The sequence below is a fragment of the Kitasatospora sp. NPDC053308 genome (genome assembly GCF_055585785.1).
In genome coordinates this window covers 550,084-574,804 of sequence record NZ_JBVJJY010000003.1, presented here as the reverse complement: position 1 = coordinate 574,804, position 24,721 = coordinate 550,084, and the positions used below count along the sequence as shown (strand labels likewise).

General features: G+C 76.9%; 15 protein-coding genes and 1 pseudogene. 7 read left to right on the top strand and 9 right to left on the bottom strand.

All coding sequences use genetic code 11. The features are described 5' to 3' along the window. Positions 1-89: 89 nt before the first annotated feature. Positions 90-3,422: a protein kinase domain-containing protein gene (locus ACZ6Y7_RS10440; protein ID WP_465757445.1), complete on the bottom strand. Its 3,333-nt coding sequence runs from the start codon at positions 3,420-3,422 to the stop codon at positions 90-92. Positions 3,423-4,065: 643 nt separating this feature from the next. Between ACZ6Y7_RS10440 and ACZ6Y7_RS10435 the strand changes: the two genes are divergently transcribed. From ACZ6Y7_RS10435 to ACZ6Y7_RS10420, 4 genes are read left to right on the top strand one after another with little or no spacing between them, the layout of a single operon-like run. Further along, positions 4,066-7,092, top strand: a complete 3,027-nt coding sequence (locus tag ACZ6Y7_RS10435) for an HAD hydrolase family protein (protein WP_465757444.1) — start codon at positions 4,066-4,068, stop codon at positions 7,090-7,092. Then, positions 7,089-8,330, top strand: coding sequence for a phosphotransferase family protein (locus ACZ6Y7_RS10430; RefSeq protein WP_465757443.1), 1,242 nt, complete (start codon positions 7,089-7,091; stop codon positions 8,328-8,330). The genes ACZ6Y7_RS10435 and ACZ6Y7_RS10430 overlap by 4 nt, the downstream gene beginning before the upstream one ends. Then, positions 8,309-10,303 (top strand): glycosyltransferase, encoded by a 1,995-nt coding sequence (locus tag ACZ6Y7_RS10425; protein WP_465757442.1) that lies wholly within the window; start codon positions 8,309-8,311, stop codon positions 10,301-10,303. Before ACZ6Y7_RS10430 ends, ACZ6Y7_RS10425 begins: the two co-directional genes overlap by 22 nt. After that, the gene (locus ACZ6Y7_RS10420; RefSeq protein WP_465757441.1) at positions 10,300-11,655 is read left to right on the top strand and encodes a glycoside hydrolase family 16 protein; all 1,356 of its coding nucleotides are present in this window, start codon (positions 10,300-10,302) and stop codon (positions 11,653-11,655) included. The genes ACZ6Y7_RS10425 and ACZ6Y7_RS10420 overlap by 4 nt, the downstream gene beginning before the upstream one ends. A 78-nt stretch (positions 11,656-11,733) precedes the next feature. Here ACZ6Y7_RS10420 and ACZ6Y7_RS10415 read toward each other — a convergent pair whose 3' ends face one another. The 7 genes from ACZ6Y7_RS10415 to ACZ6Y7_RS10385 form a co-directional block, all read right to left on the bottom strand. Next, entirely contained in the window at positions 11,734-12,549 is an 816-nt protein-coding gene (locus ACZ6Y7_RS10415; protein ID WP_465757440.1) for a polysaccharide deacetylase family protein, read from the bottom strand. Next, positions 12,546-13,523, bottom strand: coding sequence for a glycosyltransferase family 2 protein (locus ACZ6Y7_RS10410; RefSeq protein WP_465757439.1), 978 nt, complete (start codon positions 13,521-13,523; stop codon positions 12,546-12,548). Before ACZ6Y7_RS10410 ends, ACZ6Y7_RS10415 begins: the two co-directional genes overlap by 4 nt. Then, positions 13,520-13,948: a hypothetical protein gene (locus ACZ6Y7_RS10405; protein ID WP_465757438.1), complete on the bottom strand. Its 429-nt coding sequence runs from the start codon at positions 13,946-13,948 to the stop codon at positions 13,520-13,522. The genes ACZ6Y7_RS10410 and ACZ6Y7_RS10405 overlap by 4 nt, the downstream gene beginning before the upstream one ends. Positions 13,949-13,955: 7 nt before the next feature. Continuing rightward, complete coding sequence (locus tag ACZ6Y7_RS10400) at positions 13,956-15,275, bottom strand: glycosyltransferase family 2 protein (protein WP_465757437.1); 1,320 nt, start codon at positions 15,273-15,275, stop codon at positions 13,956-13,958. Beyond that, positions 15,275-16,183, bottom strand: a complete 909-nt coding sequence (locus ACZ6Y7_RS10395; protein WP_465757436.1) for a glycosyltransferase family 2 protein — start codon at positions 16,181-16,183, stop codon at positions 15,275-15,277. The genes ACZ6Y7_RS10400 and ACZ6Y7_RS10395 overlap by 1 nt, the downstream gene beginning before the upstream one ends. A gap of 475 nt (positions 16,184-16,658) precedes the next feature. After that, positions 16,659-18,776, bottom strand: a complete 2,118-nt coding sequence (locus ACZ6Y7_RS10390) for a putative bifunctional diguanylate cyclase/phosphodiesterase (RefSeq protein WP_465757435.1) — start codon at positions 18,774-18,776, stop codon at positions 16,659-16,661. Between the two features lie 298 nt (positions 18,777-19,074). Continuing rightward, a complete protein-coding gene (locus ACZ6Y7_RS10385) occupies positions 19,075-19,881 on the bottom strand; it encodes an SAM-dependent methyltransferase (protein WP_465757434.1) in 807 nt (268 codons plus the stop codon). Between the two features lie 237 nt (positions 19,882-20,118). Here ACZ6Y7_RS10385 and ACZ6Y7_RS10380 point away from each other — a divergent pair. Both ACZ6Y7_RS10380 and ACZ6Y7_RS10375 read left to right on the top strand, forming a co-directional pair. Further along, positions 20,119-21,899: pseudogene (locus tag ACZ6Y7_RS10380) on the top strand (glycoside hydrolase family 15 protein). A 167-nt stretch (positions 21,900-22,066) separates the two neighbouring features. Next, complete coding sequence (locus ACZ6Y7_RS10375; RefSeq protein ID WP_465757433.1) at positions 22,067-22,546, top strand: SRPBCC family protein; 480 nt, start codon at positions 22,067-22,069, stop codon at positions 22,544-22,546. Positions 22,547-22,679: 133 nt separating this feature from the next. Here ACZ6Y7_RS10375 and ACZ6Y7_RS10370 read toward each other — a convergent pair whose 3' ends face one another. After that, a complete protein-coding gene (locus tag ACZ6Y7_RS10370; RefSeq protein ID WP_465757432.1) occupies positions 22,680-23,267 on the bottom strand; it encodes an antibiotic biosynthesis monooxygenase in 588 nt (195 codons plus the stop codon). A gap of 192 nt (positions 23,268-23,459) precedes the next feature. Between ACZ6Y7_RS10370 and ACZ6Y7_RS10365 the strand changes: the two genes are divergently transcribed. Then, positions 23,460-24,644 carry an aminotransferase class I/II-fold pyridoxal phosphate-dependent enzyme gene (locus ACZ6Y7_RS10365; protein ID WP_465757431.1) on the top strand — a complete coding sequence of 395 codons (1,185 nt, stop codon included), beginning with the start codon at positions 23,460-23,462 and terminating at the stop codon, positions 24,642-24,644. Positions 24,645-24,721 lie beyond the last annotated feature (77 nt).

Below are 24,721 nucleotides of genomic sequence, written 5' to 3'. Positions count from 1 at the left end.
GGGTGTACTGCCCCGGGAGACCGGGCCGGCCGCCGGTCCGGCCTGCAGCGACCGGGCCGGCGGGCCCTCGACGGCCGGGCCCGCCGCCCTCAGCGTGGGCGCCGCAGGACGGTCCACCGGATGCCGAGGCAGCCGAGCGGCAGGGCGATCAGGACGGCGGCCCAGAAGGCGCTGTGGCCCCAGAGCTCCGCGATGGCGCCGTAGAGCGGCTCGGCCACCGGGATGCGCAGCGCCTCCACCGGGCCGAGCGGCGGGGGTACGGCACCGAGCACCAGCGTGCCGAGCAGCCAGAGCGCGAACAGCCGTCGGGCGTTGGCGGGCCGGGCGAGCGTGGTGGCGGCCGACACGGCGGCGAGCAGGACGGTGAACCCGGCCTGGTACCCGGCCCCGACCTGGCCGGTGCCCCAGGACGCCGGGGTGGGGTGGTGCCCGGTGGCGGCCAGTCGGACCTCGACGGTCGCCCAGAGCAGCACGACCAGGACGAAGGTGCTGCCGAGGGCGAACCGGACGCGCTCGCGCACGCCGGCCCGGGCCGGCCCCCAGGCCGTCGTCGCGGCGGCTCCCGGCCCGCTCGTACCGCCCGCTCCGCCCGCCCTGCCCGTAGCACCCGTACCGCCCGTAGCACCCGTACCGGCCCTGCCGGGTCGCCCGGCGGTCGCGGCGGTCCCGGCTCCCCCCGTGCCCCCGGTGCCTCCGGTGCCGCCGGCGGGCCGGGAGAGCCGCCGCCACTGCTCGGCGGTCCGCTGCCGGGCGGTCCAGGCCGTCCGCATCAGCCGGGCGGCGCGCTCGACCAGCGCCACGGCCAGGACGAGGCCCGCGGTGGCCGCCACCCCCGACCAGCTGCCCATGCCGCCCTCGAAGGTGACCACCCGGTCCGCCACCGCCGGGGGCGGTTTGAGCACCGTCATCGGCGGCCCCAGCCGCAGGTAGCCGATCGCCCCGGCACCGACCGCCGCCAGCGCCAGCGTCCCCCGGCCGACCTTGGCGGGGAAGCCGACCAGGATGACGGCCGCGGCCAGGGCCGCGCCCAGCTGCGGGGCCGCCCACCGGGCCGCGTGGTCGCCCGCGGTGCGCAGCCGGTCGCCGAAGAGGCCGTTCGGAAGGATCTTCAGCTGGTTCCCGGCGTCCACGCTGATCCGCGCCAGCGCCCCGGCCCAGAGCAGCAGCGCGAGGACGACGACCAGCAGCAGGGCGGCGGCCGCCTGGCGGGGCAGCGCGGTCCGGGCGTTCGACCACCAGATCCGGGCCCGGGGCGCCAGCCAGGCCCGCAGGCCGCCGGCGAGCGCCGCGGCGCCGCCGGTCCGCCCGGTGCTGCCGCTCCGCCCGGCCGAGGTGCTCTGCCCGGCGGGCGCGCGCCGGCCCCGCAGGGCCTCGGCGGCGATCAGGGTGGCGCAGCCGGCGACCGTCCCGGGATCGGCGCGCACCGCGCGGCGGCGCAGCGCGGACCAGCGGCGCCGCACCTCGTCGGCCGGCTGCCGGCGTGCGGCGGCCGTGACGGCGGACCAGACGGCCAGGACGACGTCCACCACCGCCGCCGCCACCACGGCCATGGTGGCCGACACCCGCCAGGAGCGCGGCAGCCGGTGCAGCGCCGCGGGCAGCGGGGAGAGCCGGCCCAGCAGCCGGTGGTGCTCCTCGGGCTGGACGGTCAGCCAGACGGCCAGCCGGTACGCCTCGGCCCGTTCGTCGGTGCTCAGCCCGTCCCCGGTGCGGCGGCCGCCGCCGAGTTCCCGGGCGGCCCGGTCCGTCTCGACCACGACCTGCGGGACCCGGGCGAGGGCGAGCAGCCGTCCGCAGTGTTCGCCGTGGCACCCCCGGTGGTCGCAGTCGTAGCGGGCGGCGACGGCCGGCACGGAGGCGGCGAGGAGTTCGTCGACGAAGGCGACCGCGTCAGGCTCGGCGGCGACCCGGGTGAGGCCGTCCGAGTCGATCGCGCGCTCGCGGTAGACCGGCGTGGCGGAGGGCGCGAAGGCGGCGCCGAAGGCGAGCACCGCGAGCGCGGCGGCGCTGCTCCTGCGGGCACCCCGGGCGCTGTCGACCGCGCGGAGGTAGTGCAGGTCGAAGAGGGTGTCGCGGACCTCGTCGCGCAGCCACACCAGCAGTTGCTGCGCGCCGCCGTCGACCAGCCACTCGGCGGCCTCCCCGGAGCGGTTGAGCATCGTCCAGGCCAGCACGGACGGGGCGTGGTACGGGTCGCCGAGGAACGTGACCGGCCGGTGGACGTGGCCGCCCGTGTTGCCGCCGGCGGCGGGCTGGGGGCGCACCACGGCCGGGGTGCCGCCGGCCAGCCAGCTGGTGACCTGCGGGGCCCGCCAGCGGTGGGCGGGGTTCCTGGTCAGTAGGCCCTGCAGCAGCAGCAGTCGGCGCGGGTCGGCGACGGCGGAGAGGTTGAGGTTGACGCCCTCGCCGAAGACCAGGTCGTACTGCAGTACCTCGTCGCTCACCAGGTAGCCGTCCGCGTCCAGGTAGTGCGGCCGGCCGGTGAACAGTTCGTACAGCACGTTGCCCAGGCCCCACCACGGCCCGGCCGGGTGGTTGGCCCCGGCGAGCTGCTCGGGAGCCATGTAGGCGACGGTCACCTGCATCTCGGAGGAGAAGCTGCGGCTGGCGGTGAGCCGGGCGACTCCGCCGAAGTCCGAGATCACGAACTGCCCGGGGCCGCTGCCGGGGCGCACCAGGATGTTGGAGGGCTTGAAGTCCATCGGGTTGCGCTCGATCCGCCGCTGCCAGAAGTCGAGCATGGCGACGAGTTCGCGGACGATGTCCTCGGTCACCCGCGGGTCGGTGTTCCGCTGCTCGCTGAGTGCGGCGATCCGGTCGGCGAGGGTGAGCGGGAGGTACTCCATCGCCACCCAGTCGCAGCCGACCCCGGCGTGGTCGACCCGGCCGTAGTCGAAGATCTCCGGGACGTGCCGCCGGTAGGCCCGGTCGCGCAGGTGCTCCAGCAGCTCGACGTCCATGGCTTGACCGGCCCGGGTGATCTTCACCGCGGCGTCCCCGCGGCCGTCCAGCCGCCGGACGTGCCAGACGGTGCCCTCGGTGCCCGATCCGGCGACCTTGTACGGCTCGTAGCGGTCCAGCAGGGCGGCGGGGAAGGCGCCGCCGAAGTGGCCGCCGCGGGCGGGCGCCGGGCGGCGGGTGACCGTGCCCGGGGTCGCGTCGCGGGGCGGCTTGACCCTGGTCGGCGCCTCCGGATCGGCTCCCCGGTCGCGCGGCGGCTTGCCCCTGGTCGGCGCGTCGGGGTCGGCTCCCCGGTCGCGCGGCGGCTTGACCCTGGTCGGCGCGTCGGGGTCGGCTCCCCGGTCGCGCGGCGGCTTGACCCTGGTCGGCGCGTCGGGGTCGGCCCGGAACCGCTTGAGCCGCGAGGGCGGTCCGGCGACCCGGGTGTCGGCGTCGGGTCGGCCCCAGGGCCACCGGTCCACCCGTGTGCGCGGTCCCGCATCCGTCGGCGCGCCGTCGGCCATCCTGCCGTTCCCCCTCCTGCCGGCCAGTTCCTTGACTTGCCATCATGTCGCAGGCAGGTGCGGCGGGTTGCCGAGTTCGACCGCTTTCGAGCAGCCCTGTGGCCAAGCCGTGACCCGCCCCGCCCCGTCCACCCGTCATCGCCCGTCATCGCCCGGTGGCGGGCGGCGCCGGGCGCCGGGGTGCACGGCCGGTGGTCACGGTCGGTCCGCCCGTGGTCACTCCGACGGCTGAAGGGGCAGCCGGGGCGCCGGTTGCCTAGAGTGGTGAGGAATAGCGACTGCACGGCCGAGGGCGCGGGCTCGGCCTTCGGACCTGACGGGAGTCCACGGGTGACCTCCGCCCCCTCGTGAACACGGGGGATCCCCACCCCTCGCGGGTCGGGCTTTCCGCTTCACCGCCGACAGCCGGCCCGGGTTGCCGGCGGAGGGACGGTGGAGGGACGGTGTGCCGCCCACCGGTCTTGCGTCAGCTCCACGGACCTGACATCCCGCCGACCCGGCGGCGGGCCCGGCCGGCTCGGCCGCCCCCGCCCGGGCACCGCGAAGCCCACCGGCCGTTCAGGCGCTGTGGCCGTCAGTGAGGGGGCTCGGAGGTAATCAGATGACCGATGCGCGAACCGAGCCGGCCGACGGGGCGCGCACACCCGTGGACCTGCACCTCACGGTGCCGGAGCTGACCGACCGCCTGCTCGGGTACGCGGCCGGTGGACAGTGGCTGGACGCCTTCCTGGCCGGCGCCGGACTGGTCCAGGCCGTCGAGGACGTGCTGGAGGGCACCGCGTGGCGGCCCCGCCGGCTGGTGCAGCACCTGGCGAAGGACGGTGGACCCGCGGTCGGCCCGGCCCGGGCCGGGCTGCGGGCGGCCACCGGGCTGTGGCTGGCCGCCCCGCCGGCGCGCGAACTGCGCGGCTGGTGCCGGGAGGTCGCCGCGCTGCGCGACCGCCTGGCGCTGCGGGCACTCCACCCGGGGACGCCGGACCCGGTCGCCGGCCCGGGCGCCGAACCGGCCGTCGCGGTGGCCTTCCCGTCCGGACTTCCGGGGGCCCGCCGGCTGCTCGCCGAGGCGGTGCAACGCCCGCCCGCCTGCTTCCGCAGCTTCGACCAGCACCCGCGGGACTGCGTCGCGCTGGCCCAACTGGTCGCCGCCCGCCACCCGGACCGGGGCCGCCCGGTGCTGGTCCTCGGTGTGCGCACGTCGGGCAGCTACCTCGCGCCGCTGCTCGCGGCGGAGCTGCGCCGGCTCGGCTACCGGTCCTCGACCGTCGCCACCACCCGCCCAGGCTCTGCCCTGCTGCCCGGGCGGTCGGCCCTGGAGCGCGACCTCCGGCGGCGGGCCGCCCTGCTGCTGCTCGTCGACGACCCGCCGGTGACCGGCGGATCCTTGGCGGGCCTGGCCGCGCTGGCGGTCCGACGCGGCTTCGGACCGGCGGCGGTCGTCCCCGTCCTCGCGACGCTCGACGAGACCGGCGCGCTGCCGCCCGCCCTGCGCGGCCTGCCCTGCGTGACCCTGCCGGGCCGCGACTGGCACGTGCGGACGCTGCTCGCCCCCGCGTCCCTGGCCGAGCTGCTGCCCCGGCTGCTGCCGCCCGGGCAGCGCCTGCTGGACCTCACCGTCGGCGCCCCGGGGCGGCTCGCCCGCCGCGCCCACCTGGCGGTGCCGTGCACGGCCCGGGTGACCGGACTGGACGGCGGGGTACGGAGCCTGCCGCTGCTCGCCGAGTGGACCGGTGTCGGCTACTTCGGGGCGTACGCGCCCGCGTTGGCCGCGGCGCTCGCCGGGCTCGTCCCGGAACCGCTCGGCTTCGCCGACGGCGTGCTGGTCCGCCACCGTCCGCAGGACGGCCGGGCGGACTGGTCGCAGGACGGGCCGGCGGACGGGCGGGGCGTCCCCGCCGCCGAGGTCGCCCGGTACGTGGCCGCACGGCAGCGGCTGCTGGCCGTCCCCGCCGACCGGAGCCTGCGGCTGGCCGGGCGCGACCCGGTCTGGGAGGCCTCCGCCCGTCAGCTCGCGCCGGTCTTCGGACGGCTGCACACCGTCCTGCGCCCGGTCCTGCTGGACCCGCTCACCCGCACCCTGCTGGCATCCCGCCGCCCCTGCGTGACCGACGGCCTCACCGCACGCCACCGGTGGACGGCCGACGGCGACGGCGGCTGGCGCAAGACCGCCTACGCCGACGGCGCCTTCGGCCACCTCAACCTCGCCAGCTACGACGCCGCCTACGACCTCGCCGGCGCGGCCGTCCCGGGCGACGGACCGGCCCGCCCCGCACCCGACGACGAGACCGAGCTGCTCGCCGCGTACCGCCGGCTCACCGGGGAGGAGGTCTCCGCCGCCCGCTGGTGCCTGCTGCGGCTGGTGCAGGCCCGGCACGCCGCCGTCCGGGACGGCCTGCCGCCCTCCGAGCGGACCCGGGCCGACGCCCGGCGCGCCCAGGCCCGCGCGGTGCAGCGGTTCCTGGCCGGCCTCTACCTCACGGACCTGGACGACCTCGCGGACCCGGACCCCGAGCCGCGCGGCCCGTACTGCGTCCTCGACCTGGACGGCGTCCTGGAGTCGGACGTCCTCGGCTTCCCCGTCTCCTCCCCCGCGGGCATGCTGGCCCTGCGCGCGCTGCGCGTCCACGGCTACCGCACGGTGCTCGCCTCCGGCCGCTCCGCCCCCGAGGTCGCCGACCGCTGCGCCGCCTACCGGCTGCCCGGCGGGGTGGCCGAGTACGGCGCGGTCCTGGTCGACGCGGTGGCCGGCAGCACCGAGGTCCTGCTCGACGACGCGCGCCGCCGGGCCGGTGACGGCGGGCTGCGCGAACGGCTGGGCACCCTGGACCCGCCCGCCGTCACCGACCCGCTCGCCCGCTGGTGCGTGCGCGCCTCCGTCCGGGCGCCCGGGGACGGCCGACGGCGCGCCCTGCCGCCGGACGCCGTCGCCGCCCTCCTCGCCGAGGCGCCGTTCGGCGAGCTCTTCGCGACCGTACCGGGCCGGGCCCAGACCGACTTCGTCCCGCGCGGCGCCGGGAAGCGGGCCGGCACCCGCGCCCTGCTGGCCCGGCTCGGAGCGGACGGCCCGCCCGCGCTGGCGGTCGGGGACGGCGTCGCCGACATCGCCGTGCTCCGCTGGGCCGAGCACGGCGTCGCTCCCGCGAACGCGGAGCCGGCCGTCCGGGCAGCGGGCGTTCCGGTGGCCCGGCGCGCCTACCAGGCCGGACTGGCCGAGGCGGTGGGCGGCCTGATCGGGCACCGGCCCGGTGGCTGCCCGCGCTGCCGGGCACCCCGCCCGCCCGCCGACGCCCACGCACTGCTGGCCCTGCTGGCCGTACCGGAGGCCGGTCGGGCCGGCGCGCCACTGCGCCTCGCCCGCCTCGCGGTCCGGGCCGCGCAGGCCGGCCGCGCCGCAGGGGCCGCGGCGGACACCCGCGCCGCGGCGGCGGCCCGGCCGGGGGGCGCACGGGCCGCCCGGACCACCCCGGCCGCACAGGCCGCGCACGCCACACACGCCGCGGAGTTCAGCCAGGCCGCAAAGGCCACACAGGGCACACCGGGCACACAGGACACGCAGGACGCACAAGCCTCCGACGCCGCAGGGGCCGCGGACGCCGGGGCCGCACCGACCGGCGGGGACCCGCCGAGATGAGCCCCGCGGTGCGGCGGCCGGCCCGCTCCCCCGAGTCGCGCGGCTCGCGACTCCGGTCCCTGCTGGCCACCGCCCGCCGGTACGGCCCGCTGCCGGCCTCCCCCTGGGCCCTGCTGCCGCTGCGCCGTCCCCGGCTGTTCCACCGGCCCGTGGACCTGCTCACGGCCCACCGGATCGCCCGTCGGCTGGGGCTGGACGACAGCCGCGCGCTGCGGCCCGGGGCTCCCGGTCTGGCCGACGTCCTGGTGCTCTCCCTGGACGGCGCCGCAGTGGACCGGTCTGGGATCGGGGCGGGCGGCGTCCGCCCGGGCGGCCCCGGCGCAGCGGACCCCGGCGGCTCACCGGTCCGGGCCCGGCTGGCGGTCAAGCTCGCCCGCAGCGGCCACGCCGTCGCCTCCCTCGACCACGAGTGGCGGGTGCTGGAGACGCTGGCCGCCGACGACCGGCTCGGCGGCTGGCGCACGCTCGTCCCCGTCCCGGTCCGGCGGGAGCTGACCGGACGACTGCCGCTGATCACCGAGAGCTGGCTGCCCGGGACCACCGCCGAGCGGCTGCTGCGGCAGGAGCCGGATGCCGCCGGCCGGGTCACCGAGCGCGCGCTCACCGCCATCGCCGGCCTGCACCGGGCCACCGGACGCACCGAGACCGCCACCGAACGGCTGGCGGCCTGGGTGGACGAGCCGCTGGCCGTGCTGGGCACCGGCATCCCCTGGTGCCGGTCCGGCACCGGGGCCGCCGGACTGGCCGGCCTCCGCACCCGGCTGCGCGCCGGCCTGGCCGGCGCCGAGACCACCGTCGCCTGGACCCACGCCGACTTCCACCCGGGCAACGTCCTGCTGGACGGGCGGGACGGCCGGGTCACCGGGGTGATCGACTGGGGCGGGGCCCGGCCGGACGGGCCCTGCGCCATCGACGCGTACACCTTCGTGATCGCGCTGATCTGCCACCGCGAGGGCCGCCAGCTCGGGAGTGCCGTCCGCGAGGTGGTGCGCCGCGGCGCGCTGCCCGGCCCGGACCTCGCGCTGATCCGCGGCACCCGCGCCGGCCTCGTGGACCTGCGCCGCAATGGCCCCGCCGGGCCGCCGGACGGCGCCGTGCTGCCGCTGCTGACCTGGCTCTGGCACGTCGTGTCGAACCTCACCAAGTCCCCCCGCTACGCGCGCAGCCACTGGTGGGTGACCCGCAACGTGACCCCGCTCCTGGAGGAGGCCGCCCGATGGCCGGCGACCCGGCCGTGACGCCGCTGCCGGCACCGAGGCCGGACCGGCCCACCGGGACGGCACAGGCCCCGCCCGGGTGGTCCGCCCGCCTGCCCACCCTGGCGGCCCGGGCGCTGCTGCCGGTCTCCCTGGTGATCTGGCTGGTGTCGCTGCGCCGCGTCCGCCTGGACCGGATGGGCGACCTCGGCCTGCTGCAGGTGCTGCCCGTCCTCTACTGGGTCGCGGCCGGCCTGCTGACCGCGGGTTTCCTGCTCGCCCTGCGCCACCGCCGCCTCGGCTCCTGGTGGCTCGCCGGGTACACCCTGGCCCTGATCGCGGTCATCCACGCCACGCCCACGCTGCTCTACGCCGACCTGCGCTACCCGTGGGCCTGGAAGCACGTCGCGGTGATCGACGCGATGCTCCGTCACGGCGGCCCCGTCCCGCACGCCGGCCTGCTGGACCCGTACAACCAGTGGCCGGGCTTCTTCGTCCTCAACGGCCTGGTGCTGCGGGCCACCGGCCTGCATTCGGCGCTCGGGTACGCCGGCTGGGGCCCGCCGCTGTTCAACGCGCTGCTGCTGGCCCCGCTGCTGCTGCTGTACCGGGCGATCAGCTCCGACCGGACGCTGGTGTGGGGAGCGGTCTGGGTCTACTACTCCTGCTCCTGGGTCGGCCAGGACTACTTCTCCCCGCAGGCCTTCGCGCTGGTGCTGTACCTCGCGGTGATCGCCTCGGTGGTTCACCGGCTGCCCGACCGGCCCGCACCGCACGCGCCCGACCGGCCCGCCCCGCGCCCGTCCGACGAACCCGTCCCGCCGGGCGGGGCGCACCGGTCCCCCGCGCCCGCGCCGCCCGCGGCGGCGGGAGCCGGTGTCCGGGCCGGCGGCTGGGGGCCGGTCCGGCTGCCGATGGTCCTGGTGCTGGAGGCCGCGATCGTCTGCTCGCACCAGCTCACCCCGCTGATGCTGATCAGCTCGCTGGTCGCGCTGGCGGTGCCGCGCCGCAACCGGCGGGTGGTGCTGCCGCCGCTGCTGGCCGCGGTGGCGATGACGGCGGTGTGGGACGCCACGGTGGCGCGCCCGTACCTGGCGGCCAACCTCGGCCAGTTCACCCGGGCGCTGGTCAGACCGGACTCCAACGTCGGCTCCGGGTTCGCCAACCTCGGGATCGTCTCCCCGGACCAGGTGATGGTCGGCTGGATCGACCGGGGCCTGTCGGCGGCGGTGGTCCTGCTGGCGGTGATCGGCTTCGTCCGCCGCCCCTGGATCCGGCGCACCCCGGTGCCGTACCTCGCGCTGGCCCCGCTGCCGCTGCTGGCGGCCAACAGCTACGGCGGCGAGATGCTCTTCCGCGCCTACCTGTTCGCGCTGCCCGCCACCGCGTTCCTGCTCGCCGCCCTCGTGCTGCGGCCCACGCCGAGGCCGCGACTGCGATCGGCCTGCTCGCTGGTTCTGCTGCTGGCGCTGCTGGGCGGCCTGTTCTTCGGTTACGACAGCAAGGAGCGGATGAACTGGTTCACCGGCCGTGAGGTCGCCGCGACGAAGCAGCTGTTCGCGGCCGCGCCGCCGTACTCGGTGGTGGTCTCGGTGACCGGCGCCGTGCCGGGGATCTACGACCACTACGAGGACCACCCGGAGGTGCGGCTGGTCGAGACGACCGGGCAGACCAGACAGCTGCTGACGGAGGACCCGCTGGGCGGGCTGGAGGCCGCGGTCGGCTTCACCCACCCGGGCGTGCCCGCCTACCTGATCCTGAGCCGGGCCCAGGCCGCCGAGTGCTCGCTGACCGGCCTGCTGCCCGCCGACACGGTGGACCGGCTGGCGGAGGTGCTCTCCCGGACCCCGGGCTTCGACCTCCTCTACCGCAACGCCGACGCCGAGGTCTACCGGTTCGTCCCCAACCCGCTGCAGGACCGGGCACCGGCCGGCCCGGTACTGGGCCAGCCACCCGCCCAGCCGCCCGCCCGGCCGCCGGGGCAGTCCACCGTCCAGCCAGGAGGCGGCCCATGAACGGCAGCCCGTCCGTCCACGACACCCGGATCGGCTGGGCGCTGGCCCTCTCCGGCTGGGTGGCCGTGGCCGTCCACACGCTCGCCGACGCCGACCCGGTACGGGTGGCCGTGAGCACCGCGTTCCTGCTCCTGTGCCCGGGGCTGGCGGCGGTGCGGTCGGCCCGGCCCCGGCTGGCCGCGAGCGGCGTTCCGATGGGCCGACTGGAGGCCTGGGTGCTGACGGTCGCGCTGAGCCTGGCCATCGACACGGTGATCACCATGGCCTTCTACCTGACTGGCGGGTTCATCAGCGGCTGGGCGCTGGCCGCCGCGGCCGCCGTCACCACGCTGCTGGCGCTGCCGCTCTGCCTGCCGCGCCGCGCCCGGCCGCCGGAGGACGGCCCGCCCGCCCGGGACCGCCTCCCGGAGCGCCCCGCCCCGAAGCCCCCCGCGCCGAAGCACCCCGCCCCGAAGCACCGGCGACCGCGACGGCGGTGGTGGGGCACCGGCGGGGCCGGGGTGGCGGCCCTGCTGCTGGTCGCCGCCTGCACCGGGGGCGGCGCCGGGGGCGGCGGCACCGGCGCGGCGGGGCCGAGCCCGGGCAGCGGCGGCGGGTCGAGCGGTCCCGGCGGAGACCCGACCGCCCCGGCGGCGCCCGGCTCCTGGCACCTGGTCTTCGGCGACGCCTTCGACGGCAACCGGCTGAACCCGGCCGACTGGACCACCTGCTACGACTGGAACGACCACGGCTGCACCAACGCCGGCAACCACGAGCAGGAGTGGTACCTGCCGCAGCAGGTGACGGTGGGCGGCGGCAGCCTGGCGCTGACCGCGAACCGGGAGAACACCCAGGGCAGCGACGGCAGGACCTACCCGTGGGCCTCGGGCATGATCTCCACCGGCCGGGACTCCTGGGACGCCCAGCCCCGGCACACCTTCACGTACGGGTACTTCGCGGCCGCGGTGCGCATCCCGCCCGAGGCCGGCATGTTCCCGGCCTTCTGGCTCCTCCCGGCCTCCCGCACCACCCCGCCGGAGCTCGACGTCGCGGAGTTCATCTCCACCACCCGGTACGTCCAGATGACGGTGCACCACACCGGCCCGAACGGCGAGGACGTCGACCAGTGGGAGCGCTACGGCCCGCAGGACTTCCCGGCGGGCTACCACGTGTTCGCGCTCGCCTGGGAGCGCGACTCGCTCACCTGGTACGTCGACGGCGTGGAGCGCTACCGGGTGACGGATCCCGCGAAGGTCCCGGGCGTCCCGATGGAGGTGCTGATCAACCTGGCCGTCGGCTACCCCAGTTCACCGCCGCAGAACGTCGACTCGGCGCGGATGGCGGTGGACTGGGTGCGGGTCTGGCAGCACTGAGCCCCGCCCCCGCGGCGCTCGGCCCGGCAGGCCCCCGCAGCCCTCGCACGCCACGCCCGCCACGCCCGGCACGCCCGCTCAGGCCGGCGGCGGCCCGCCCACCGGCCGGCCGAGCGCGGCCCGGCCCCGGCGGTACGCCCGCCACCCCCGGGTCCGCAGCCGCTCCGGGTACGGCGCCACCGGGGCGCCCACGCCGTCCAGCCAGCCCTGGAAGACCTCGGCCGGGGTGTCCGCGCGGACCGTCAGCCGGGAGATCCGCAGCGGCTCGTCCCCCTCCGAGCTGAAGGCGTCGCCGACCGCGCAGGCGGCGGTCCAGCCGGCTTCCCGGACCGTGCGGCGCACCGCGACGCTCGAATAGCCGTGGGGGTAGGCGAACGCGGTGACCCGGTGGCCCACCGCGTCCTCCAGCTCCCGCTTGCAGCCGCTCACCTCCTCCCGCACCCGCCGGCCGCGCACCGCGTCCAGCTGGGGGTGGGTGCGGGTGTGGCCGCCGATCTCGACACCGAGGGCGTCGAGGGTGGCGACCTGGCGCCAGGTCAGCATCGGGGCCGGCGGCAGCAGGCTGCCGCCCTCGGGCGGGTGTCCGGGGACGTGCACGGACCCGGTGGTGACGAACAGGGTGGCCGGCAGGTCCCGTGCGCCCAGCACCGGGGCGACCGTCCAGTAGAAGTCGGCGAAGCCGTCGTCGAAGGTGAGCACCGCGCAGCGCTCCGGGAGCGGGGACCCGCCGCGCAGGGCCGAGACCAGCCGGCGCAGCGGGACGACGCGGCGTCCCGAGGCCAGCAGCCGGTCGAGCTGCTCGGTGAAGACCCGCGGGGTCACCGTGTGGCGGGCGATCCAGTCGGGCGGGTCGTCCGCGACCGAGTGGTAGAGCAGGACCGGTACGGCGGTCACGGCGCGCCCCCGGCGACCGCCGGGCCCACCGCCGCCTCCGGGCGGGAGGGGGAGCGGCCGGGCCGGCCGGCGGTGATCCGGCCGACGCCGTAGCCGAGCACGGTGAACGCCACTCCCCCGGCCAGGGCGGTCAGTTCGCGCGGCGCGGGGGCGGTCGGCCGCAGGCAGCGGACGAGTGCCGCGGGGACGGTCGAGGTGAGGTAGCGGCGTTCGCTGGAGAGCGCGGCCCGGGCCCCGCCGTGCCGGGCCACCACGGCCTTGGAGAGTCCCTCGGCGTAGCAGCGGGAGCGGAAGTAGGCCCAGCTGGACCGGCCCGCCGGGACGTGGTGGTGGACGACGGCGGCGGGCTCGTGGAGCAGCCGGGCCCGGGGGCACCGTTCGGCCAGCCGCAGGCACAGTTCGGTCTCCTCACAGCCGAGCGGCCGGGTGCCGACGCGGCCGAGGTCGGTGCGGAAGCCGCCGGCGGCGAGCAGCGCGGTGCGCCGGAAGGACATGTTGGCGCCGATGAAGTTCCGTACGGCTGCCCGGTGTTCGGGCAGGCCGCGGTAGGAGCAGCCGACCACCCAGTCGAACTCGGCCGGGAACCACGGCGGGCGGCCGCCGTCCCAGCGCGGCACCACGAGGCCGCCGACCCCGGCCACGTCCGGGTCCCGGTAGGGGGCGAGGAGGTGGGTGGTCCAGTCGGGCTCCGCGGCGGCGTCGTCGTCGAGGAAGGCGACGACGGCGCAGCGGGCCGCGGTGACACCGGTGTTGCGGGCGCCGGAGAGGCCGCGCCGGTGGCGGTTGGGCAGCACGCGGACGCCGGGGAACGCCGCCCCCGCCCGCCGGGCGAGCTCCGGGCAGTGGTCGCAGACCAGCAGGACCTCGTCGGGGGGCCGGTGTTGGGCGTGCAGCGAGCCGATCGCGGCGCGCAGGTCGTCCCAGCGCTCCAGGGTGTAGGCGCAGACCACGACGGACAGTCCCGGGGTGTTCACGGCCGTCTCCGTTCGGGGGTGGGGAGCCGGCGCGGCGGGGTGCGCGGCGGCGGTACGGCGGCGGTGGCCGCGCTCCGCCGGGCCGGGTCGTGCAGCAGCGGCTCTCCGGCGGTGGCGGCCCGCGACCGGGCCCGCAGCGGGGCGGCGTGGCAGCAGGCGCAGGGCGGCGACAGCAGGCGGCCGCAGGGGCGGTCCTGAGCGGGCGCCCAGGCCGTGGATCCGGCCGGCTCGGTGGGGGCGGTGGGAGCGGTAGGAGCGGCGGGGGCGGTGGGAGCGGTAGGAGCGGCGGGGGCGGCGGGCGCGGCGGGGGCGGTGGGGGCGGCGGGCGCGGCGGGCTCGGCGGGCGCGGTAGGAGCGGCGGGCGCGGCGGGTGCGGACACGGGGGTGGGCGCGGCGGGCGCGGACACGGGGGTGGGCGCGGACACGGCGGGCTCACCCCGCCGCCCGCGCGCCGGCCCGGGCGCGGCGGACGCTGCGCGCGTACCCGACCGGGCCGTACAGCAGCCCCTGGAGTTCCCGTCGGGCCAGGTGCCAGGTCGGGGCCTGTCCGGGCGCGCCCGGCGGGTCCGGCCGGGTGCGGGCGCGGTGGACCGCGTAGCGCAGCCCGCCGGGCAGGCGGCGCAACAGGGCGGGCAGCATGGCGGGTTCGTGGTGCAGCGCGGCCGTGAGGTAGGCGCCGAAGCCGACGCCGTAGCCGAAGGCCTGGTCGGCCAGCGCGTCCATGGTGCGCCGGTGGCGGTGCCAGACGATGGCGTCGGGGGCGTAGGCGAGGGCCTGGCCGGCCACCAGGATGCGGAAGAAGGCGAGCAGGTCGTCGCCGCCGCGGGCCGGGGTGCCGGTGCCGGTGGCGGGGTCGAAGCCGCCGAGGGCGCGCAGCCGGGCGGTGCGGAAGGCCATGTTGGCCCCGGAGCCGAACCGGCCGGCGGCGAACGGGAAGAGCGGGTCGGCCTGGCGGTCGTCGAGGGTCCAGGTGCGGGCCGCGAACCCCTTGGCGAAGCCGCCGTGGTGCTCCAGGGCGACCTGGGCGGGGGTGTCCAGCTCCGCGGGCAGGATCAGGCCGGTGACGCAGCCGATCAGCTCGTCCTCGGCGAAGGTCCGGGCCAGGGCCTCGATCCAGCCGGGGTCGGCGAGGGTGTCGTCGTCGGTGAAGGCGGTGATCCCGCCGGTGGCCGCGGCGAGGCCGGTGTTGTGGGCGCGGGCCAGGCCCGCCACCGGCTCGCGCAGGTAGCGGACCCGGCCCCGGTACCGGTCGCGGACCAGTCGTTCGGCGGAGTCGTCGGCGGGGGCGTTGTCCACGACGATGACCTCGACGCGCGGATAGCCGTTCCGCAGCAGGGAGTCGAGGCAGGACCGCAGCAGATCCGCCCGGTCGTGGGTGGCGACGACCACGCTGACCGTGACCGGGTCCGCGGGCACCCGGGCGCGGCCGACCCGACCGGGCCGCGCCGCGGGTGTCGCGGTGGACAGGGCGGGAACGCGCAGTTCCCGGTGGGCGGCGTCGACCAGCGCCCGGCGCAGTGCGGCGCTCTCGCCCGCGGCGCCGGTGGCCGTGACCAAGCCGAGCGGGTGTCCGTGCAGCCGCACCAACGCCAACACGCGGCCGACCGGGTCGACGGCACCGAGACCGCCGGGCGAGCGCAGCCCGCTCGATTCGTCCAGGTCCAGTTCGATGACGCGGGCGGGGGTGTGGAGCGAGTCGCGGGCGGCGGGGCGCGGGCAGGCTGCTGCGGTGCGCCGGTCGGTGCCACTCATCAGCGCTCCCCCGCGGGTGCGGCCGCCGAGGGCCGGGCGCCGGGACGCTCGGCGATCAGGGTCCTCAGCACCCGGCGGCCGTCCGAGACGGCGTGCAGGTGGGACCGACCGCTGCGGCGGGGGAGTTCCAGGCTCGGCACTTCGGCGATCCGCAGCCCGGAGCGCAGCGCGTGCGCGATCATCTCGGCCTCGATCTCGAAGCCGGTGGACCGCAGGTCGAGCGCGTCCAGGAAGGAGCGGCGGAAGGCGCAGTAGCCGTAGCACAGGTCGGTGAGGCGGGCGTCGTAGAGCCGGTTGACGACGGCGAGCAGGGCGCGGTTGCCGAACGCGCGGATCGGGGTGAGGTCCAGCGAACCCCCGCCGGCGATGCAGCGCGAGCCCTTCACGAAGTCGAAGCCGTGGTCGAGGAAGTGCAGGTAGTGGGGGATCTCGCCGGGCCACATGGAGCCGTCGGCGTCCATCATGACGACGTACTCGCCGGTGGCCGCGGCGAACCCGGTGCGCAGGGCGTTGCCCTTGCCGGGGCCGCGCTGCTGGACGCTGCGGACGGTCGGCAGGCACTGCCGGGCCATCGGGACGGTCGCGTCGCTGGACGCGCCGTCGACCAGGATGACCTCGTCGACGCAGCGCGGGATCTGCTCGAAGACCCAGGCGATGTTGCGGGCCTCGTTCTGCGCGGGGACGACCAGGCTGACGGTGTGGGTGGTGGTGACGCCGTCGCCGGCGCGGCGCATCGGACGGCGCTCGGCGACGCGGTCGCCGGCCCGGCGGTGCGGGTGGCGGTCCCCGGCGCGCTCCGGGAGTTCGGGGCGCTCGGCGTGCTCGGGGAGTTCGGGGCGCTCGGCATGTTCGGGGGGCCGTCCGGCGTACGGGTACCGGACGACGTCGGAGGGCAGGGTGCTGCTCATCGGGAAGCGGCCTCTCGGGCGGAGGCGGCGGGCGGGCGCCGGGCACGGCGCGGCCCCTGGGGGTGTGTCGAACGGGCGGCGGGCGCGGACGGATACGCGCGGGCCGAACCCGGGGAAGCCCGTCGAAGGGCTGCCGGAAACGCTGAGAGCGCTGTGGCGGCCGGGTGGGGGTGCGCACCGCCTGGCTCTCCCGGCGCCGCGGGCGCCGGTCGTGCGAACTGGCTTACGGTCTGCCGCACCTGGGGGTGCGAACTCTGCCAGGGCCTCATCGTCCGTCGGTACGGACAGTCACGTCAAGGGGGATTTGTCCGATTTTTACCGTAACTTCGCATGACTCGCGACAACGCGCTGTCACCGCCCTTCGGCACCACCGGTGATCACGACCGAGGCCGGCCCGCCCTTCGCCACGACCGGTGCCGGGCCGCCGTTCGCCGCGACCGGCACCGGCCCGCCCTCCGCCGCGACCGGCACCGGCTCACCCGTCGACGGGACGGCCCCGCGGCTCCTCCGCGATCCGCCGGGCGATCTCGCCCGGCCGCACCGGGCGGCCGAAGTGCCAGCCCTGCGCCCAGTCACAGCCGATGGCCCGCAACCGCTCGGCATCCCTGGCGGTCTCCACACCCTCGGCGGTGACGGTCAGTCCGAGCGCATGCGCCATCGACACCAGGCCGCTGACGATCCGCCACCCGGTGGACTCGTCCTTCCCCGGTTCGTGCAGGTCGCCCACGAAGGACCCGGCGATCTTCAGTCCGGAGACCGGCAGGTCGCGCAGGTAGGCGAGGTTGGACCAGCCGGTGCCGAAGTCGTCCACGGCCAGCGACACCCCGAGGTCGACCAGGCCGTGCAGGGTGCGCAGCGCCTCGTCCTCGGGCCCCACCACCGTCGACTCGGTGATCTCCAGCTGCAGCCGGGCCGGGTCCAGGCCGGTGCCGTCGAGGATCCGGGACAGGTCGGAGACCAGCGCGGCACTGCGGGCCTGACGGACCGCCAGGTTGACGTTCAGCTGCGGCGCGGCGTCGCCGAACCGCTTGATCCAGTCCGCGGCCTGGCCGCAGGCCTGCTCCAGCACCCAGCGGCCGAGCGGCATGATCAGCCCGGTCTCCTCGGCGGTGGTGACGAACTCGTCCGGACCGAGCACCCCGAGCTGCGGGTGGCGCCAGCGCACCAGCGCCTCCACCGCGGCCAGCCGGCCGTCCGCGAGCCGGTACAGCGGCTGGTAGTCGATGAAGAACTCGCCGCGGTCGAGGGCCGCCGGCATCCGCACCGACACCGCGTAGCGGCTGACCGCGCGGGCGTTCTCCTTCGGGTCGAACAGCGTCCAGCGGCCGCGGCCGGCCTCCTTGGCGCGGTACAGCGTGAGGTCGGCGGCCCGGACGGCGGCGCCCGGCGTGGTGGTGGACACCCGGCGCTCCAGCACGCCGACGCTGGCGCCGACGGCGAGCTTGTGGTCGCCGATCAGCACCGGCCCGGCCAGCGCCTTGAGCACCGTCTTGGCGGCGGCCACCGCCTCCTGCTCGCCGCGGCACTTCTCCAGCAGGACGACGAACTCGTCGCCGCCGAGCCGGGCCACCAGGTGCCCGAGCGGGGTGAGCGCGGCCTTCAGCCGGGCCGCGACGGCGCACAGCAGCTGGTCGCCCATGTCGTGGCCGAGGCTGTCGTTGACCACCTTGAAGCCGTCGAGGTCGACGTAGCAGAGGCCGAAGCGCGCGCCCGGCTCCGGGTCCTCGAACAGCTCCTCCAGCCGCTCGAAGAACGCGGCACGGTTGGGCAGGCCGGTCAGCGGGTCGTGGGTGGCCTGGTGACGCAGCCGCTCCTGGAGCCGGTAACGGTCGGTGACGTCCTCCAGCATCGCGACCTGGTACTGCGGGGTGCCGTCGTCGTCCCGGATCAGCGAGACGGTCAGGTGGGTCCAGACCACTTCGCCGTCCTGGCGGTAGTACGGCTTGTCGAACTGGAAGTACTCGCGCTTGCCGCTGATCAGCTCCTCGTACGCCTCCCACACGCCCTGGGTGTCCTCGGGGTGCACCAGGTCGCCGACCCGGCGGCCGATCATGTCCGCGGGGCCCGCGCCGAACAGCTCCTGCAGGGCCTTGTTGACGGCCAGGATGTTGCCGTCGGTGTCACCGATCCCGATGCCGATAGCCGCGCTCTCGAACAGCGCGCGGAACCGGGCCTCGGAGGCGCGCAGCGCCCGCTCGGCCTCCTTGCGGGCCGCGTCGGCGGCGGTGCGGATCGCCTCCTGCTCGCGCAGGGTGCGCTCGCGCAGCGCGGCCGCCCAGCCGGCCGCGAAGGAGCCGGTCAGGGCCGGGCCGCGGCCGTCCGCGAGCGGCTGCGCCTGCAGCAGCTCGACCGCCCGGGCCAGCAGCACCGGGTCGGTGAAGTGCGCGTCGACCAGCTCGGCGCCGGCCTGCGCGGCCAGCCGCGCCTCGAACGGCTCGCCCTCCTGGGCGCGGTGCAGCAGCGCGGCGGTGCGCGAGACCAGCCGGTTGAGCAGGCCGGGGTGGACGACGATGCCGTGGTCGGACGAGAGCAGCCGGGCCCATTCCTCGTGGAACCGCTCGGCGCTGCCGCCGGGTGCCGGGGAGACGGTCATGGGCGCGCCCCGGGTCTGCCGACGCGGGCGGGCGCGGCAGCGGTGGGCGCGGCGGTGCGGCCGGCGCGGGCGGGCGCGGCAGCGGTGGGCGCGGCGGTGCGGCCGGCGCGGGCGGGCGCGGCAGCGGTGGGCGCGGCGGTACGGCCGGTGGGGACTCGCGCGGGGTCGGCGTTGAGGACTCGCGCGGGTTCGGCGGTGGGGACGAGGGCCGTGCGGCCGGTGGCCGTAGCGCGGGCCGGGCTTCCGGCGGCCGTCGCGCGGGCCGGGCGGCCGTCGGTGCCTCGTCCGTCCCGTCCGCTCAAGGGCGGAACCCCACGCCCGCCACCCCGGTCATCCGTTCGGGGTGCTCACCGACCGTCTCCGGCTGGTCCGGGCGCCACTGCGGCAGGTAGACCACGCCGGGCTCGACCAGCTCGAAGCCGTCGAACATCGCGGTGATCTGCTCCCGGGTGCGCATGGTCAGCGGGGTCGGCGTCATCCGGTAGAGCTTCTGGTGGTCCTCCGCCTGGTCGGGGCGGCCCTCCAGGGAGGCGTGCGACAGCACCAGCGCGCTGCCGGCCGGGAGGGCGTCGCGGATCACGGAGATCAGCTTCCACGGGTCCTCGGCGTCGCTGACGAAGTGCGCGACGGCCACCAGCAGCACGCCCACCGGCTCGCCCTCCGCGAGCAGTCCGGCGACCTCGGGCCGGGCCAGCAGGTCGTCGACGTCCCGCAGGTCCGCCTGGACGACGGAGCTGGCGGGGTCGTCCGCCATCAGCAGCCGGCTGTGCGCGACGGCGACCGGGTCGCGGTCCACGTAGACGACCTGCGTCTCGGGACGGATCGCGCGGGCGATCTCGTGCACCGCGCCGAAGGTCGGGATGCCGGAGCCGATGTCCAGGAAGCGGGTGACGCCCCGGTCGGCGAGGAAGGTCACGGCGCGGCGCAGGAAGGCCCGGTTGGCGCGCATGATCTGCGGCAGCTCCGGCCACAGCTCCATGGCCTTGCGGGCCATCTCCCGGTCGACCTCGAAGTTGTGCGAGCCCCCCAGGTAGTAGTCGTAGACCCGCGCGGCGTTCGGTTTGTCCAGGTCCGTACCCTCCGGTACCCAGCTCGGTCGCCGCATGCCTGTGACTCCTTCACTCCGGTTCTGGGGCGGCAGCACCCTGGGATGCCGCTGTGACAGATGAGACTACAAGCACAGAAGATCCTCCCCCGCACCCCGAACGGGTGCAAGCGGAGTGCCCGGCTCCCGGCGGGAGTCGCCGTGCTGCGGCGCGGGCCCGCTCCCAGGCACCGACGCCCTCCCCGGAGCCGCTTTCTGCGGTGCGGGGCCGCGGGGGCGCGGCCGACAATGGGCCTGATGGCCGGACGCATCGAGGACTACGCCCTCATCGGCGACCTGCAGACCGCCGCCCTGGTCGGCCGGGACGGATCGGTCGACTGGCTCTGCCTGCCCCGCTTCGACTCGCCCAGCTGCTTCGCCGGACTCCTCGGCGACCAGCGCCACGGCGCCTGGCGGATCGCCCCGGCCGGCGCCGCCGAGTGCCACGCCCGCCGGTACCGCGGCGACAGCCTGGTCCTGGAGAGCGAGTGGTGCACCGCCGCCGGACGGGTGCGGGTCACCGACTTCATGCCGCAGCGAGGACAGGGCGGGCGGCGCGAACCGCAGCTGGTCCGGATCATCGAGGGCCTGGAGGGCACGGTGGCGATGCGCGGGACGCTGCGGCTGCGCTTCAACCACGGCCGGATCGACCCGTGGGTGCGGCGCACCGGGCACCACCGGGTCGCCGTCGCCGGGCCGGACTCCGCCTGGCTCCGGGTACCGGCCGGCGTCCACACCTACGGCCTGGACGGCGTCACCACCTCGGAGTTCACCGTCACCAGCGGACTCCGGGTGCCCTTCGTGCTCACCTGGCAGCCCTCCCACCTGCCCTCCGCCCCGCGCACCGACCCCGAACGGGCGCTGCTCGCCACCGTCGCCCAGTGGCAGCACTGGGCGTCCGGCTGCCGGTACCGGGGCGAGTGGCGCGCCGCCGTGCTGCGCTCGCTGCTCACCCTCAAGGCACTCGCCTACGCCCCCACCGGCGGGATCGTCGCGGCGGCCACCTCCTCCCTGCCGGAGCTGATCGGCGGCGCCCGCAACTGGGACTACCGCTTCTGCTGGCTGCGCGACTCCTCGATGACGCTCTCCGCCCTGCTGCGCGGCGGGTTCCGCGAGGAGGCCGCCGCCTGGCGCCGGTGGCTGCTGCGCGCCATCGCCGGAGGCCCGCGACACGTCCAGGCCGTGTACGGGGTCGCCGGGGAGCGGGTGCTCGGCGAGACCGTCGCCGACTGGCTGCCCGGGTACGAGGGCTCGCGGCCGGTCCGGTTCGGCAACGCCGCCGTGGACCAGCTCCAACTCGACGTCTACGGCGAGGTGGTGGACACCCTCGACCTCGCGCTGCGGGCCGGACTGCCGATGGAACGGCACGTCTGGACACTGCTGCGCTCGCTGATGGACCACCTGGAGCGGCACTGGCGCGAACCCGACGACGGGCTGTGGGAGGGGCGCGGCGGACGGAGGCACTTCGTGCACTCCAAGGTCATGTGCTGGGTGGCCGCCGACCGCGCCGTCCGGCTCGCCGGGGCCACCGGGCTGCCCGCCCCGGTCGACCGCTGGCGGGCGCTGCGCGACGACATCCACGCCGACGTGTGCGAGCACGGCTACGACCGCCGACGCGGCGTGTTCGTCCAGCACTACGGCGGACGGGGACTGGACGCGGCGACCCTGTTCGTCCTCAAGAGCGGCTTCCTGCCGCCGGACGACCCCGGGCGGTGCGCACCGTGGACGCCGTCCGGGACGGGCTCCAGCACGGCGGACTGGTGCGCCGCTACCGGGCGGGGCAGCACGGCGACGGGCTGCCGGGCGGCGAAGGCGCCTTCCTGGCCTGCTCGTTCTGGCTCGCCGACGCGCTCGCCGCGACCGGGCGCCGCAGCGAGGCACGCGCCCTGTTCGTACGGACGGTCGGGCTCGCCAATGACGTGGGGTTGCTCTCCGAGGAGTGGGACCCGCGCTCCGGCCGCCAACTCGGCAACACCCCGCAGGCGTTCAGCCACGTGGCGCTGGTCAACACGGCCTTCGCGCTGGCCGAACCGGGGTGAGCCGGCCGACTGCTCCGGTCAGATCCGACGTGGTCCGGCGTGGTCCGGCCTGGTCCGACCCTGATCCGGCCTGATCCGGCCTGCGCGGGCCGGAGTTCATCGGAATTCGGACTTCGGAATTCGTCGCAGTCGTGGGCGCGGGGGTGGTGCGGGGCTAGGGTGGGCGCGTGGATCCCAACCACTACCGCTTCCGGGGCGTGTGGCGGCTCGCGGCACCGGCGGACGCCGTGTACGCGGCGCTGGAGGACGTCCGGAGCTACCCGGTGTGGTGGCCGGAGATCCGGGAGGTCCGGCCGACCGGTGAGGACACCGGCGAGGTGGTGGTGCGCGCACTCCTGCCGTACCGGCTGGTGATCGCCTTGGCACCGAGCCGACGGGACCCGGCGGCCGGCGTGCTGGAGGCGGTCATGCGCGGCGACCTCGACGGGTGGTCACGGTTCACGGTGCGGCCGGACGACGCGGGCAGCGCGGGCAGCGCGGGCAGCCGGGTGCTGTTCGAGGAGGAGACCCGGCCCGGCAAACCCCTGCTCCGCCGCCTCGCGCTGCCGCTGCACCCGGTGTTCCGGGCCAACCACGCGGTGATGATGCGCCGGGGACGGCGCGGGCTCGCGGCACACCTGGCGGCGGGCGGGCGCGGTGGCCGGTGACGGCGCGCCGGGTGACGGGTGACGGTGCGCCGGGTGACGGGTGACAGCTGACAACTTTCAGCGAACAGATAACAGATGACAGATAACAGATGTTGAAATCTGTCACCTGTCGGCTTTCACCTGTCGGCTGTCATCAGTCCGTCCCGGGGAAGAGCCACCGCCGCAGCGCCCGCGTCACCACCGGCAGTGCCGCGTACGTCATCAGCGCGCTGATCAGCGGCGCGGTGACCAGCGGTCGCACGGCCACCGGCAGGCCGGTCAGGTACGGCCCGAAGGTGATCGTGGAGGCCACGACCAAGGGCGCGATGGCGATCGTCGAGGCCACCGCCATCCGCCAGCGCACCGGCGGTCGGCGCTGCGCGGCGCCCGGGGTGGTGGCGAACCAGCCCTCCATGCCGTGGATCTCGTGCCGGTGGACCTCGTGGTGGTGGCCGTCCGCCTTGGCGAAGCAGGCCGCCCGCGCCGGGGAGTCCTGCCAGGCGCGGAACGCCCCGGCATCCCGGAAGTGCAGCAGCAGGTGCCAGGGTTCGTCGGGCCCGGACGGCCGCAGCAGCCCGGTGCCGAGATTCCCCGCATGCTCCGTCGCCGCGGCGAGGATGTTCTCCGCCCACCGTTCGAAGGCCTGCTCGTAGCCCGGCTCCACCCTCCGCGCCACGAACAGCGCGACCTCCTCACCGTGCTCGGTCGTCCCCTCGACCGTCCCCCGTACCGTCGCCGCCATTCCCCGGTTCCCCTCTCCCGGGCGCCCGCGCCCGGGCGTCCTCGCCCGTCCGCCCCGCCGTCCACGGCCGCGGGCCGCCGCGCAGCCTACGGGCCGCCCGGCGATCCGCCCACCCGTGCCCGAAGCGTGGGACGCGACGGCCCCGCCGGGCCTACCGTGGCCGGAGCGTCCCCTGCACCGGAGGCCCCGCCCATGCCCACCGCTCCCACCGCTCCCACCGCCCCCGCCGACGGCTTCGACTTCACCTCCCCCTTCGACCGCTCCGGCACCGGCAGCAGCAAGTGGGCCCGGGCGGACGCCCCCGGGGTGATCCCGATGGGCCTCGCCGACATGGACCTCCCCGGCCCGCCCGCCGTCGCCGAGGCGCTGCGCCGGCGCGCCGGCCACCGGGCGTACGGCTACACGGTGTGCGACCCGGCCGGCCGCACGCTGGTGGCGGACTGGTACCGCGCCCGGCACGGCGTCGAGGTGGATCCGGACTGGGTCCTGCTGCTGCCCTGCGGCCCGCGCACCGCCCTGCGCCTGCTGCTGGAGACGGTACGGCCGCAGGCGCCCGCGCTGCTCATGACCCCGGACTGGGCCGGCTTCGCCCAGATCTGCCGCGCCGCCGGCGTCCCGTACCGGGAGCTGCCGCTGCGGCTCGGCCCGACCGGCTACCGCATGCCGTTCGGCCCGCTGCCCCGCCCCGCCTCCGCCGTGCTGCTGAGCAGCCCGCACAACCCGTCCGGCCGGGTGTGGCCGACCGGCTCGGTCGGCGGCCTCGCCGGGTGGGCGGCGGAGTCGGACGCGCTGCTGGTCTCGGACGAGGTGCACGGCGACCTCACCCACCCGGGTCTGCCCCACGCGGTGGCCGTGACCACCGCCGATCCGGCGCACCGGCGGCACGTCGTCACCCTCAACTCCGTCGGGAAGACCTTCAACTGTTCGGGCATCCCCAGCAGTTGGGCGCTCGTCCCGGATCCGGAGCTGCGTGCGCGGCTCACCGGCACCATGGCCGGGTACGGCCTCTGGGAGGGCGGCCTGCTGGAGCAGACCGTGCAGCGGGCGGCGCTGCGCGAGGGCGGTCCGTGGCTGGACGCGCTGCTCGCCCACCTCGCGGCCGCCCGCACCCGGCTGACCGACCTGCTCGGCGCCGCCGTCCGCTCGGCCCCGCAGGCCTCGTACCTGCTCTGGCTGGACGCCGCCGCCCTCGGCCTGCCGCCGGAGGACGCCCGGCGGGCGCTGCTGGAGCGGTGCGGCCTGGAGGCCTCCGACGGCGCCGAGTTCGGCCCCGGCGGCCACGGTTCGCTGCGGTTGAACTACGCCCTGCCCGGCTCGGTGCTGGACACCGTGCTGGCGCGCCTGCAACGGCTCGACCTGCCGCGCCCCCTCCCGTGACTCCGGCATGTGCCGGTCCACGCACGCCGTGTGCGCGCCCGCGCACCGGCCGTCCCGGATCTCGACCTCACCCGTTC

Bases quoted from the DNA above. Each gene is read 5' to 3' on its own strand.
- ACZ6Y7_RS10390 (WP_465757435.1), bottom strand. From the start codon at position 18,776: ATGACCGTCTCCCCGGCACCCGGCGGCAGCGCCGAGCGGTTCCACGAG.
- ACZ6Y7_RS10385 (WP_465757434.1), bottom strand. From the start codon at position 19,881: ATGCGGCGACCGAGCTGGGTACCGGAGGGTACGGACCTGGACAAACCG.
- ACZ6Y7_RS10365 (WP_465757431.1), top strand. From the start codon at position 23,460: ATGCCCACCGCTCCCACCGCTCCCACCGCCCCCGCCGACGGCTTCGAC.
- ACZ6Y7_RS10425 (WP_465757442.1), top strand. From the start codon at position 8,309: ATGGCCGGCGACCCGGCCGTGACGCCGCTGCCGGCACCGAGGCCGGAC.
- ACZ6Y7_RS10400 (WP_465757437.1), bottom strand. From the start codon at position 15,275: ATGAGTGGCACCGACCGGCGCACCGCAGCAGCCTGCCCGCGCCCCGCC.
- ACZ6Y7_RS10435 (WP_465757444.1), top strand. From the start codon at position 4,066: ATGACCGATGCGCGAACCGAGCCGGCCGACGGGGCGCGCACACCCGTG.
- ACZ6Y7_RS10370 (WP_465757432.1), bottom strand. From the start codon at position 23,267: ATGGCGGCGACGGTACGGGGGACGGTCGAGGGGACGACCGAGCACGGT.
- ACZ6Y7_RS10420 (WP_465757441.1), top strand. From the start codon at position 10,300: ATGAACGGCAGCCCGTCCGTCCACGACACCCGGATCGGCTGGGCGCTG.
- ACZ6Y7_RS10430 (WP_465757443.1), top strand. From the start codon at position 7,089: ATGAGCCCCGCGGTGCGGCGGCCGGCCCGCTCCCCCGAGTCGCGCGGC.
- ACZ6Y7_RS10395 (WP_465757436.1), bottom strand. From the start codon at position 16,183: ATGAGCAGCACCCTGCCCTCCGACGTCGTCCGGTACCCGTACGCCGGA.